The organism is Clavibacter sp. AC415, from assembly GCF_979252985.1.
In genome coordinates this window covers 12,052-24,382 of the sequence record NZ_CEEDAR010000011.1, presented here as the reverse complement: position 1 = coordinate 24,382, position 12,331 = coordinate 12,052, and the positions used below count along the sequence as shown (strand labels likewise).

Sequence of the window (12,331 nt, the reverse complement as noted above, 5' to 3'; positions counted from 1 at the left end):
CGGCACCGGCACCGGCACCGGCACCGGCACCGGCACTCTCACCTTCACCGGCACCGCGACGCTCGACCTCGACGATCCGCACGATCACGCCGCCCGCCGCGCCGCCCCCACGGGCCTCCGCGCGGGCCTCGCGACGGGCCTCGGCCTCGTCCTCCTGCTCCTCGCCCTCCGCGCCGCCTCCCCCGCGCTCGGCGACGGCGTGCTGCCCGACCGGATCCAGGACCTCGTCACGCTGTCCGTGAGCGTCATCGTCGAGTCGCTGCCGTTCGTGATCCTCGGCATCGTGCTGTCGATCGTCGTGCAGGTGTGGGTGCCGCCGGGCGTGATCGAGCGACGCCTGCCGCGGAACCCCTTCCTCCGCCGCGCGTGCATCTCGTTCCTCGGCATGGCGCTGCCCGTCTGCGAGTGCGGCAACGTGCCGCTCGCCCGCGGGCTCGTGGTGCGCGGCTTCACGGTGCCGGAGTCGATCACGTTCCTGCTCGCGGCGCCGATCCTCAACCCGATCACGATCATCACGACCCACGCGGCGTTCGGCTTCGACGGCTGGATCCTCGTGGCCCGCCTCGTGGGCGGCTTCCTCATCGCGAACGTCGTCGGCTGGCTGTTCAGCCTGCACCCGCAGCCCGACCGCCTCCTCACCGACGAGTTCCGCGCCGAGTGCGCCCTGCCGGACCCGCACGCGCAGGGCGGCGCGCGCGTCCGGCGGTCGATCGGCCTGTTCGGGCGCGAGGCGACGACGATCATGCCGGCGCTCGTCATCGGCTCGCTGCTGGCGGGCCTCATCCAGGTCGCCGTTCCGCGCGAGGTGCTCGTGACGCTGGGCGGCAGCCCGATCCTCTCCGTCGTCGCGCTGATGGTGCTCGCCTTCGTCGTCTCCGTCTGCTCCAACGTCGACGCGTTCTTCGTGCTGTCGTTCGGGTCCGTGTTCCTCCCCGGCGGCATCGTCGCCTTCCTGGTGTTCGGACCGGTCATCGACGTCAAGATGCTCGCGCTCATGCGCACCACCTACTCGACCCGCACGCTCGTGATGATCACCTCGGTCGTCGCGCTGATCAGCCTCGCGCTGGGATGGGGTGTCAATGCGATCGCCTGACGACCGGATGCCCGCCGACCCGACCGCCGACGGCCGGATCGCCGACGTCCCGACCACCGCCGTCCCGACCGCCGCATCGGGAGGCCGCGGGACCCGCCGCGCGCGCCGGCGTCGGGCCGCCGGGGGCCGGGCCTCCTCCACGGTCGGCCTCGTGCTCCTCGCGGCCTGCATCGTCTCGACGCTGTGGCTCACGGTCACCGGGCAGCTCGGCCTCTACATCCACCCGCGCTACTTCGTCTTCACGGCGATCATGGCGGTCATCGGGCTCGTCGCGACCGTCGCCGGGTTCGCCCTGCGGCCCGCCGAGGCCGCGGAGGAGCACGACCACGACCACGACCACGGACCCGCCGCCCTCGGCGACGCGGCCGCCCCGTCCTCGGCCGGATCCGAGTCCGCGTCCGCGTCCGCGCGCCGCCGCCGCGCGTCCCTCCGGTCCCGCGCCTCCCGCGTCGCCGTCGCGGGCGTCGTCACGGTCACGGTCGTCGCCGTCCTCGTCCTCCCGCCCCGCACGCTCACGACGAGCACGGTCACGCAGCGCGCCCTCAACTCGAGCACGGTCGCCTCGGACGCGGCGCCCGACGAGGAGCTCCTCGGCACGAGCGACTTCTCGACCCTGGGCGTGAAGGACTGGTCGCAGCTGCTCGCGCAGACCACCGACCCGACCTTCTTCACGTCGAAGTCCGTGGACATCACGGGCTTCGTGAGCGCCGACCCCGACGACCCGGACGACGTCTTCTACGTGACCCGCTTCGTCGTCACCTGCTGCGCGGTCGACGCGCAGCCCGTCGGCGTGCCCGTCTACCAGCCCGGCTGGGCGTCGACGCTCGAGACCGACGAGTGGGTGGAGGTCACCGGCCCGTTCGCCTCGAACCCGAGCGCGCGCAGCCGGCAGCCGCTCGCCGTCATGCCCGCGACCGTCGAGCAGGTCGAGCAGCCCGCCGACCCCTACGTCTACTGAGCCTCCCGTGACCGACGCCGCCGCCTCCCCGCGTGCCTTCCGCCGGGCGTTCACCGCCGTGGTCGTCGTGCTCGTCCTCGTCTGCGGCGGGCTGCTCGCGGCCGCCGGCAGCCAGGGGCCGCGGCTCGTGCGCACCGACGTCGATCCGCTCGCCGTCGTGCAGCAGTCCCGGCAGCGGCTCGTGCTCGCGGCGAACCGGCCGCTCCAGGCCGTCGACGCGTCGCGCGTGCGGATGGAGCCCGGCGCCGAGTTCACGGTCGACACGCAGGCCGACCGGATCGTCATCGACTTCGCGCGCCCGCTCGCGTACGACGCCGACTACACGGTCGCCGTCGACGGCGTGCAGGGCATCGGCGGCGGCCCGGCGGCCGACCTCCGCACCTCGTTCCGCACGGGCGACCCCGGCATGCTCGTGCTCGTCCGCGGCGGCGAGCAGCAGGCCGACCGCATCGTGCGGCAGAGCGTGGCGGGCACCGGATCCGGCGCGAGCGACGTCGTGTTCGAGGCGACGAGGATCCAGGAGTACGCGGTCGTCGGGCAGTCCCTCGTCGTCGCGACGCTCGAGGACGACGGCACGAACGGCCTCGTCATCGCCGCGCTCGACGGCTCCGGCCAGGTCCCGCTGCCGCTGCCCGACCGCGGGACGCTGCAGGACCTCCACGCCGAGGACACGGGCACCACCGTCGGGTTCCGCTTCACGAGCGCCGACGGCGTCCGCTTCGACGACACGCTCATGGTCGACGACGTCGCGGCCGGCGCCGCCCCCGCGCCCGTGCTCGGGCTCGACGGGCAGGCGGTCTCCGCGCAGGCCTGGGGGTTCGTCCCCGGGCGCCCCCAGCTGGTCGCGCACGGGCAGGACGGCGACCTCTACCTCATCACCGTCGACGGCTCCGCGCCGATCGTGCCGCTCGGGCGGCACGGCGCGCTCAGGGCCGTTCTCCGCGGACGGCACGCGCCTGGCGGTCACGGATCCGGGCACGACGACCGAGATCGACCTCCGCACCGCCCGGCAGACGACGCTCCCGACCGAGACGGGCGGCCAGGACCTGCAGTACGACGGCGCCATCTCCTTCGTGCCCGGCGACGACGGCGCGGTGCTGCGCGTGCGCACGGCGCTGGATCCCGCCACGGGCGCGGCCACGCAGCGCCTGGTGGTCGTCCGCGACGGCTCGGCGAGCGACGTCTACGTGCCCGCCGACCCGGCGACCCGGATCACGGGGCTCACGGTCACGCCCAACGGCCGCTTCGCGCTGCTCGAGACGGTGCCGGACCCGGCCCGCGGGGCGAGCGACGAGTACCCGCGGAACCCCCGCGACACCGAGCGTCACGACGCTGCTCGTCGAGCTGTCCACGGGCACGGTGACCCGCAGCGTCGCCGGCTTCGAGGTCACGATCGGCTGAGCGGGGTCCCCCCGTCCCGACCCGTCCGGGGTCCCGCGGCCTGCGCGAGGAGCGACGCCGCGGCGACGAGGACGAGCACCAGGACCATCGCGCCGCGGAGCCCGAACTGCTCGCCCAGGAACCCGAGCACGGGAGGGCCCACGAGGAAGGCGACGTAGCCGACCGTCGCGACCGCGGCGACGGACGACGTGGGGTCGTCGCCGTCGGCGGCCGCGGAGAGCGTCACGGGGAATCCGAGGGCGGCGCCCAGCCCCCACAGCACGACCGCACATCCGGCCGCGACGGGGCTGTCGACGAACACGACCACGGCGATGCCGGCCGCGGAGACGAGCGCGCTCACGCGGAGCACGGCCGCGTTGCCGTACCGGGCGAGGAGCGGCGCGCCGACGAACCGGCCGACGGTCATGGCGGCCGCGAACGCCGTGAAGACGACCGTGCCGACGGTCGGCGACGCGCCGTGGCCGTCGACCATCAGGAGCGGCAGCCAGTCCATCGCGGAGCCCTCCGCCAGGGCGAGGGCCAGCACGATGGCGCCCAGCATCAGCACGCGCCGCTCGCGCATGGCCTGCAGCAGCGACCTCCGCGGGGATCCCGAGGCGTCCGCCGACGAGTTCCGGTCCACCCGTCCCGTGCCGGGCGAAACCGACCGGACGACCGTGACGAGCAGGACGCCGCCGAGCGCCGCGACGGCGAGGAGCTGCCCGATCACGGGGAAGTCGACCGCGGTGAGGCCGATCCCCACCACCGAGCCCAGCACCGTGCCCAGGCTGAAGCACCCGTGCATCGCGGGGAGCACCGAGCGTCCGAGCGCCGTCTCGATGGCCGCGCCCTCGAGGTTCAGCGCGATCTCCGAGAAGCCGATCCCGAGCCCGGTCAGCGCGAGCCCGACGAACACGCCCGGCGTGGACGAGAGGCTCGCGGAGATCCCGACGAGCGCGATGCCCGCCGTGAAGGACGCCCCGCCGAGGGCGACCGTGAGGCGCACGCCGTGCCGGCGCACGAAGGCGGCCGACGTCAGCACCCCGGTCATGGACCCGACGGAGAGGCCGAGCAGCACGAGGCCCATCTCGGCCGTGGACGCGGCCAGGAGGTCCCGCACGGCGGGCGTGCGGACCACCCACGACGACATCCCGATGCCGAACACCAGCATGAACGCGTACACCGCCCGTCGGCGCCCGAGGAGCGCCGCGGCGTCCCGGGGGGCCTTGGTCGTCGCGTCCCGCGCCGTCACGTCCGTCGTCGTCCCGTCCTGCATGCCCGCCCCGATCCGTCCCTGCCGACCTCGAGTCAAGCAGGTCGGCGCGGCGTCCTCACGCCGGGAGGCGGTGCGGCGCACGGCGACGACAGTCACGTCGTCGGGCAGGGCGCCCGCCGGCGCGAGGCCGGTGATGCCCGCGACCGCGCCGGCGGCGCTGGGCCCCGCCGCCATCGCGGCGTCCGCCGCGCGGTCGAGCGCCGCCCACCGTGCCGTCGAAGAGGTCGAGCACGCCGTCGCTGCAGACGAGCAGCAGGTCGCCGGGCCCGAGGTGGACGGTGCTCGTCACCCACTCCTGCTCGCCCAGCGCGCCGAGGGGCAGATTGCGCGACGGGATCTGCTCGCGCGAGCCGTCGGCGCGGCAGACGAGCCCGAGCCCGTGCCCGGCGTCGACGATCGCGACGTCGCCGCTCGCCGCGTCCAGCCGCAGGTGCAGCAGGGTGACGAAGGCGCCGTTCGCGTCGAGGTCCGGCTCGACGGCCCGGTCGACGACGGCGAGCGTGCGGCCGGGGTCCAAGGTCGGGAGGGCGGTGCGGAGCGACGCGCGCACGGTCGCCGCGATGACCGCGGCGCCGACGCCCTTCCCCATCACGTCGGCGAGGGTCACGACGATGCCGTCCGGGGTGCGGTGCCAGTCGAAGAAGTCGCCGCTGACCTCCCCGCTCGGCACGCACTCGCCGGCCACCTCGTAGCCCGGCACGTCCGGCACGGACTGCGGCAGGAGCCGCCGCTGGACGCCGCCGCCCTCGATCAGCTCCTGCCGTGTCCGGTCGGCGGAGGCGGCGAGCATCCTCGCCACCTGCTCGCCGCTGAGCGACGCCATGCTGAACGACACCACGACGAGGAGCACCAGCGTGATGAGCGTCGTCGACGGGGTGCCGAACCACGTCGTGAAGGCGGGGCTGCGCGGCCCGGTCGCGACGAGGACGGCGCATCGCACGGCGTAGTACGCGGCCAGTGCCCCGGAGGAGAGCAGGAGCGGCCAGCGCGTGCGGGAGAGGCCCGCCTCGAGGAGGGCGAGCTCGCGCGTCGACAGGCCGATCAGCGTGCTCATCAGCCCCAGGTACAGCGGGCCGCCGGACCAGTCGTTCGTCGCGGGCGAGTCGGCGGACGACACGACGACCATGACGAACGCGGGCGCGACCACGAGCCACCACGGCGTCGGGCGCGTGCGCAGGGACCGGCTCCCCATCCACACGGCGGCGGCACCGGCGACGTTGAGGCCGTTGCCCATCGGGTTCGCCCACACCTGGTCGGCGGTGCCGTCGCGGAGGTAGAGGAGCGATCCGGCCATGAACAGCGCCAGGGCGCTGCACCACCAGAAGCTGAAGGCCGAGCGGGTGCTGCGGAACGTGACGAGCGCGAAGAGCAGGAACAGCGTGAGGGTCGCGACGCCGAAGGCGACGCGCAGCGTGAGCGAGTCGAGCACGGTGCGGTCGCCTCCTGTCCCTCGGGATCTCGGGGAGGTCCGTCGGGGATGCGGCGGGTGCGTCGACCGTGGTCGTCCGCGCTCCGCCGGCGGCGATGCCGACGGCCCCCCGGGCGTCGGCAGTGCGTCTGGTGCCCAGGCTACCGATCCGCGGGGCGTCCGACAGGTCGACGCGGCGCCGGACGGGCCCGGACGCGCCGACGGCCTCGGCTCCCGGAGGGAGACGAGGCCGTCGATGCGTTCCGCTGTGATCGCAGGTGGTGCTGTCCCGGTGTGTGCCGGGTGGGGTGCTACTTGGTGTTGACGGTGATCTTCGCGATGCCGACGACGAGCTCGTCGGTGACGGCGTCGGTGCCGAAGGTGCTGTTCAGCAGGGCGGCGGCGTCGGGGCTGACCTTGACGGTGGTGCCCTCGAGGACGGCGTTGTCGCCCTCCATCTGGAGCGGGTTCAGGGTCGTGCCGTCGAGGTTGAAGATGTAGACGTCGTTCATGACCTCGCCGTCGCCGACCTGGACCGAGCCGGTGAGGCGGCTGGTGCCGGGGTCGATGACGAAGTCGGTGAGCTTCACGACGGTGTCGCCGGCGGTGAGGCTGATGCCGGAGCCGTCGTGGTCGATCTCGCCCTGGACGTAGGGGCGGTAGTCCATCTCGGGGTCGTAGTAGTCCACGTTGCCGCCGGTGATGGGGAACGCGAGGACGCCGGTGGCGCCGTCGAGGGTGGCGGTGCCGATGACGCCGGGGGTCAGGCCCAGGGTCGTGAGGGCGCCGGTGAAGCCGGAGTCGAGGGTGACCTGGGTGTCGACGCCGGTCAGGGTCGGGATCGACGCGAGCGGCGTGGGGTCGGCCTCGGTCGTCGCGGACGCGGACGGCGCGGCGGAGCTGGAGGACGAGGGGGTCTCGGCGGGGGTCGAGCAGGCCGCGAGGCCGACGACGAGGAAGCCCGCGGTGGCGAGGCCGAAGACCGACTTGGTGAGGTTGCGCATGACATTTCCTTCGCTGTGTGAACGGGATCCGTGCCCGGTACCCCCGGGCGACACAGGGACTTCGGCGCCGGAGGAGAACGGGTTGGGGCCGGTGCTCCTTTCCCAGGGGAAGGCCAGGTTCGAGGCCCGGAAGCCCGTGGATCCGGGGATGCGCCACGATGCGCGGAAAGGGACCCCTTGACATCCGATAGTCGCCGATATATCGTCGCTACATCGCGACAGCACGTCGCGATCCCCGACATCATCTCCCCGGAAGGAGCGCCCATGCGCACCCACGACCACGACCACGACCACGACCACCTGCCGTCCCGCACCCGGGACGGCGTCCCCGCCGACCGCCACGAGCCCCGCCTGCAGCACCACCGCGGCGGACGCCCGCGCATCATGCCGGGGCACCCGCTCGCCCGCGGCTTCCAGCCCGGCGAGGGCGGCTGGCTTCCCGGGCTTCCCCGGGTTCCCCGGCTTCCCCGGCATGGGCGGCTTCGGCGGCCCCGGCTTCGGCCCGGGCCGCGGACGCGGCGGACGGGGACGCGCCCGCCGCGGCGACGTCCGCCTCGCGATCCTCTCCCTGCTCGCCGAGGCGCCGTCCAACGGCTACGGGCTCATCACCGGCATCGCCGCGAAGAGCGAGGGCGCCTGGCGCCCGAGCCCCGGATCCGTGTACCCGACTCTCCAGCAGCTCGTCGACGAGGACCTCATCAGCGCCGACGAGTCCGGCGCCAAGAGCGTCTACTCCCTCACCGACGCGGGCCGCGCCCACGTCGAGGAGAACCGGGCGTCGATCGACGCCGCCTGGGCCGCCACCACCGACCGGTCCGAGGGCGAGGACGCGTTCCAGACGAGCCTCATGAAGCTCATGGGCGTCGTGAAGCCCCTCATGCACGACGCGACCGATGCCCAGCGCCAGGCCGCGGCGGCGAAGCTCGACGAGACGCGGCGCGCGCTGTACGCGATCCTCGCCGACTGATCCCGGTCGCCGGCCCGTACCGGCGCCCGGACACGACGACGGCCCCCGCTCCTGCGGGGGCCGTCGTCGTGCGTGCGGGGCCGGCGGATCCGCCCGCTGAGCGGGACCGCCGGGTGGACGGGACCGCCGGGCGGGTCAGCGGATCGCGGCGCCCGTGTCCAGGTCGTCGCCGGCCTCGAGGTCGGGGCCGTCCGACTGCGTGATGTCGATGCCCAGCCCGCCGTCCTCGGCGTCGTCGGCGTCGTCGGTGGCTGCGTCGTCGTCGTCGTCGAGCGGCACGACGCGCTCCGCGTCGACGGCCTCCTCGGCATCGCGGTCGTCGGTGCCGACGAGCTCCTCCACGTCGACGCCGGTGTCGTCCAGGTCGCGGTCGGCGGGGTCGCGCGGGTTCTCGATGTCGCTCACGGTGCTCTCCTCTGCTGGTCGGTGCGGCGCGGTGGCGCCGTCCCTCGACGCTACGCGCTCGGCGTCCGCGTGTCCCGGGAGGGCGGCGGAACCGTGATCAGGCGACGGTGACGGAGATGCCGTGCCAGCCGGTCGCGCCGTCGGGCGCGGGCGGCGCCTCGTCCGAGGTCTGGGTCGCGCCCGTGGTGTCGGTCGCGCGCACCTCGAGCCGGTGGGATCCGCTCGTCGCGTCCCACGCGTACGACCACTGCCGCCAGGTGTCGGTGCCCACGCCGTCGCCCAGGGCCGCCTCGACCCAGTCGCCCTCGTCGACGCGCACCTCGACGCGCGCGATGCCGGTGTGCTGCGCCCACGCCATCCCGGCGACGGCGACCCGGCCCGCGTCGACGCGGACGCCCGCGCGCGGGGTGTCGATGCGCGAGCCGGTCTTGATCGGGCCGCGCTCGGTCCAACCGCGGGTGGACCAGTAAGCGACGTCCTCGGCGAACGTCGTCACCTTGAGCTCGGTGACCCACTTCGTGGCGGACACGTCAGCCGTAGAGCCCGGGCACCACCATCCGCACGGGGAAGCCGTGCTGCTGCGGCAGCGGCTCGCCGTTCATGCCCACCGCGAGGATCGACGCCCGGTCGGGGTCGGTGAGCGCCTCCAGCGGCGTGCTCGCCGTCCAGCCGTCCTGGCTGGTGGACAGCACCATGTCGGCGCCGGCGCGGGGCCGGGCGCGCTCGAGCAGCAGCCGGATGGGGTAGCCGAGCCACAGGGCGTTGCCGATCAGGTCGCCGCCGACCTCGTTGGACACGCACGTGAGCGTCGTCACGTGCTCCTCGAGGGGCAGCGCCAGGAGCTCGGCGAAGGTGATCTCCACCTCCTCCTCGACCATGCCGGTGATGCGGAGGCGCCACGACGCCGCGTCGACGGACGGCACCTGGAGGGCCGTGTCGATGCGGTAGAAGTCCGAGGCGGGGGTGATGAACGGCGCGAGGCCGTCGATCCCGAGCTCGGCGGAGGCGGGGATCGCGGCGGCGGGCGTCGCCGCGCGCGGCAGCACGAGGGTGCGGCGGAAGTCGTCCACGCGCGCGGCCGCGGCGTTGAGGCCGCGGGCGACGGATCCGGCGACGACGGAGGCGACGCCCGCCACCACGGTCATCACGAGGAACGTGCGGCGCTCGACGCGCGCGCCGCCGGTGAGGGGCGCGCGGGCGGCCGGGCGGGCGATCGCGCGCACGGGCTCCGCCGCCTGCACGGCCACGGACGTGGAGCGGTCGGCGGCGTCGCGCCAGTCGCGGAGCCGGTCCGCGCCGCGGTGCAGGATGAAGACGCCCGCGAGCATGCCGAGGACGGTGGGGATCGCCGCGGCGCCCGTGGCACCGGCGCGCGAGGTGGCCGCCAGCACCGCGACGCCGGCGAAGAGCGCCAGCACGACGATGCCGAGGGGTGGACGGCGCACCTGCAGGATCCCGGCGAGCGCGGCCGCGGCGAGCACCACGACGCCGAGCACGACGATGAGCGCGACCTTGTCGCCCGTGCCGAACAGCGCGATGACGGCGTCCTTGACGACCGCGGGAACCAGGTCGATGACGAGCGCGCCGACCGCCAGCACCGGGCTCGCCGCGGGCGCGACGAACGCGGCCGCGATCTCCGCGACGGCGAGGACGGACAGCGCCGCGACGACCCCCAGGAACGCCGACCAGGCGGCCAGGGCCGCACGGGTCACGCCGGGACCGGCTTGCTGTACGGGAGGATCACGTCGAAGCGGCAGCCGCCGTCGACGTTCTGCACGGTCACGTCGCCGTCGTGCGCGCGCACGATGCCGCGGACGATGGCGAGGCCGAGGCCCGCGCCGCCGCCGCCGGACGCGTAGCCGCCGTCGTGGGTGGACTCGGCCTGCGCGGCGGGATCGGGCTCCGCGGTCTCGGCGGCGGGCGCCGGGAAGTCGGGCCCGAGGGCCGCCCTCTGCGCGGCGCTGCCGGCATACGCGCGGGGCGTGCGGGATCCGGTCGAGCGCCAGCCCGCGTCGAACACGCGCGGCAGGTCGGCCTCGGGGATGCCGCCCGCGGTGTCCTCGACCGACAGGACCGCGAGGTTGCCGGAGTCGCGGTGCGCCGAGATGACGATGCGGCCGCCGGGGAGCGACTGCTGGATGGCGTTCATCACGAGGTTGCCGACGACGCGCGAGAGCTCCCGCGGGTCGCCCTGCACCACGAGGTCGTCGTGCGCGGTGACGCCGCGGAGGTCGACCTGGCGCGCCTGCGCGACCGGTCCGAGCTCGGCGACGGTGTCGCTCACGACGTCGTAGAGGGAGACGCGCTCGACGGCGAGCTCGAGGCTGCCCGAGTTGATGCGGGACAGCTCGAAGAGGTCGTCGACCATGCCGTTGAGGCGGTTCGCCTGCACGCGGATCTGCCGGAAGTAGCGGTGCTCGTCGTCGACCATGCCGTCCTCCAGGGACTCGGCCATGGCGCGGATGCCGGCGAGCGGCGTGCGGAGGTCGTGCGACATCCAGGCGATGAGCTCGCGGCGGCTGCGCTCCTGGGCCTCCATCCGGTCGCGGGCGTCCGCGAGGCGGCGGTTCGCGGCGCTGAGCTCGCGGGCGAGCTGCGCGAACTCCGTGCTGGTGGGGCGGTTCGGCTCGACGGCGGCCTCCTCGCCCATGGACGCGGCGTAGCGGCCGAGCTCCCGGCTGCCGCGCACGAGGGTCATGCCGAGCATGGCGGCCATGACGAGCGAGACGAGCGCGGAGACGGCGGCGACGGAGAGGAACGCGGCGAGGCCGGCGTCGTCCACGAGCATGCCCGCGGTGACGGCGACCATGCCGCCCACGACCGAGAGCACGGCGGCGAGCGCGACGACGCAGATCTGCAGCACGAGCGAACGGCGGCGGAGGAGCCGCAGGAGGACGCTCGCGCCGAGGCCGACGACGGCGGCGCAGACGAGCGCCGTCAGCACCACGATGAGGAAGGAGTCCGCGTTCACGCGTCGCCCCCGGCGGGATCGGCGACGGGCGCGGCAGGCGCAGCCGCGGCAGGCGCGGCGGGCGTCGCGGCGTCCGGGTCGAACCGATAGCCCACGCCCCACACGGTGCCGAGGAGGACGGGATGCGCGGGATCCGCCTCGATCTTCTCCCGCAGCCGCCGCACGTGCACGGTGACGGTGGAGAGGTCGCCGATCTCCCAGCCCCACACCTGGCGGAGCAGGTCGTCGCGGCCGAACACGCGCCGCGGGTTCCGCAGGAGGAAGGCGAGCAGGTCGAACTCGCGCGAGGTGAGCGAGAGCATGGCACCGGCCTGGTGGATCTCCCGCGCACCGAGGTCGAGCACGAACGGGCCGGCGACGAACGCGGGCTCCGGGATGTCCTCGAGGACGGTGCGGCGGAGGACGGCGCGCACGCGGAGCACCAGCTCGCGCGGGGAGAAGGGCTTCGCCAGGTAGTCGTCGGCTCCGGCGTCGAGGCCGTTGACGCGGTCCTCGCCCTGGCCGAGCGCGGTGAGCATCACGACGGGGACGGGCGACTCGGGGTGCTCCGCGCGGATCCGGCGGCACACCTCGAGCCCGTCGAGGCCCGGCAGCATGCGGTCGAGCACGACGAGGTCGGGCATCCGCTCGGTGGCGACGCGCACGGCCTCGAGCCCGTCGGCGACCGTCTCCACGTGGAAGCCGGAGGCCTTGAGGTAGCGGCACACCACCTCGTTGACGGTGGGGTCGTCCTCGACGACGAGGATGCGGCGGCCGCGCAGGGGGTCCGGCCGCGACGGATCGGGCCGAGAGGGGTCGGGGCGGCCGCCATCGGCGCGCGCGGTATCGGATGCGGGGCTCACCCGGCCAGACTATGCGCCGGTCCCTGG

The 12,331-nt window shown here is 74.6% G+C and carries 10 protein-coding genes and 1 pseudogene; 4 read left to right on the top strand and 7 right to left on the bottom strand.

All coding sequences use genetic code 11. The features are described 5' to 3' along the window. Positions 1 to 199: 199 nt before the first annotated feature. Genes ACZ411_RS03280 through ACZ411_RS03270 form a run of 3 tightly spaced genes read left to right on the top strand, consistent with a single transcriptional unit; the run spans position 200 to position 3,414 of the window. Entirely contained in the window at positions 200 to 1,093 is an 894-nt protein-coding gene (locus tag ACZ411_RS03280) for a permease (RefSeq protein ID WP_094117030.1), read from the top strand. A gap of 7 nt (positions 1,094 to 1,100) precedes the next feature. Continuing rightward, entirely contained in the window at positions 1,101 to 2,051 is a 951-nt protein-coding gene (locus ACZ411_RS03275; protein WP_464168507.1) for a TIGR03943 family putative permease subunit, read from the top strand. 7 nt (positions 2,052 to 2,058) lie between these two features. After that, positions 2,059 to 3,414, top strand: a complete 1,356-nt coding sequence (locus ACZ411_RS03270) for a hypothetical protein (protein WP_464168505.1) — start codon at positions 2,059 to 2,061, stop codon at positions 3,412 to 3,414. Between the two features lie 24 nt (positions 3,415 to 3,438). Here ACZ411_RS03270 and ACZ411_RS03265 read toward each other — a convergent pair whose 3' ends face one another. From ACZ411_RS03265 to ACZ411_RS03255, 3 genes are all read right to left on the bottom strand, one after another. Beyond that, complete coding sequence (locus ACZ411_RS03265; protein WP_464168503.1) at positions 3,439 to 4,683, bottom strand: MFS transporter; 1,245 nt, start codon at positions 4,681 to 4,683, stop codon at positions 3,439 to 3,441. 79 nt (positions 4,684 to 4,762) lie between these two features. After that, a complete protein-coding gene (locus ACZ411_RS03260) occupies positions 4,763 to 6,136 on the bottom strand; it encodes a PP2C family protein-serine/threonine phosphatase (protein WP_464168501.1) in 1,374 nt (457 codons plus the stop codon). Positions 6,137 to 6,426: 290 nt separating this feature from the next. Then, positions 6,427 to 7,119, bottom strand: coding sequence for a hypothetical protein (locus ACZ411_RS03255; RefSeq protein ID WP_104291470.1), 693 nt, complete (start codon positions 7,117 to 7,119; stop codon positions 6,427 to 6,429). 472 nt (positions 7,120 to 7,591) lie between these two features. Here ACZ411_RS03255 and ACZ411_RS03250 point away from each other — a divergent pair, with 472 nt between their 5' ends. Continuing rightward, the gene (locus ACZ411_RS03250; RefSeq protein WP_464168498.1) at positions 7,592 to 8,086 is read left to right on the top strand and encodes a PadR family transcriptional regulator; all 495 of its coding nucleotides are present in this window, start codon (positions 7,592 to 7,594) and stop codon (positions 8,084 to 8,086) included. A gap of 135 nt (positions 8,087 to 8,221) precedes the next feature. On the opposite strand, the gene ACZ411_RS03245 is transcribed toward ACZ411_RS03250, so the two are convergent. The 4 genes and pseudogenes from ACZ411_RS03245 to ACZ411_RS03230 form a co-directional block, all read right to left on the bottom strand. Beyond that, positions 8,222 to 8,491 carry a hypothetical protein gene (locus ACZ411_RS03245; RefSeq protein ID WP_464168496.1) on the bottom strand — a complete coding sequence of 90 codons (270 nt, stop codon included), beginning with the start codon at positions 8,489 to 8,491 and terminating at the stop codon, positions 8,222 to 8,224. Between the two features lie 97 nt (positions 8,492 to 8,588). Further along, positions 8,589 to 10,203, bottom strand: a pseudogene (locus tag ACZ411_RS03240) (molybdopterin-dependent oxidoreductase). Continuing rightward, the gene (locus ACZ411_RS03235; protein ID WP_464168494.1) at positions 10,200 to 11,462 is read right to left on the bottom strand and encodes a sensor histidine kinase; all 1,263 of its coding nucleotides are present in this window, start codon (positions 11,460 to 11,462) and stop codon (positions 10,200 to 10,202) included. The pseudogene ACZ411_RS03240 and the gene ACZ411_RS03235 overlap by 4 nt, the downstream one beginning before the upstream one ends. After that, positions 11,459 to 12,304: a response regulator transcription factor gene (locus ACZ411_RS03230; protein ID WP_464168492.1), complete on the bottom strand. Its 846-nt coding sequence runs from the start codon at positions 12,302 to 12,304 to the stop codon at positions 11,459 to 11,461. Before ACZ411_RS03230 ends, ACZ411_RS03235 begins: the two co-directional genes overlap by 4 nt. Positions 12,305 to 12,331 lie beyond the last annotated feature (27 nt).

What these genes read in the sequence shown, in the direction of transcription:
- ACZ411_RS03275 (WP_464168507.1), top strand. Translation starts at nt 1,101, where the DNA reads ATGCCCGCCGACCCGACCGCCGACGGCCGGATCGCCGACGTCCCGACC.
- ACZ411_RS03255 (WP_104291470.1), bottom strand. Translation starts at nt 7,119, where the DNA reads ATGCGCAACCTCACCAAGTCGGTCTTCGGCCTCGCCACCGCGGGCTTC.
- ACZ411_RS03250 (WP_464168498.1), top strand. Translation starts at nt 7,592, where the DNA reads ATGGGCGGCTTCGGCGGCCCCGGCTTCGGCCCGGGCCGCGGACGCGGC.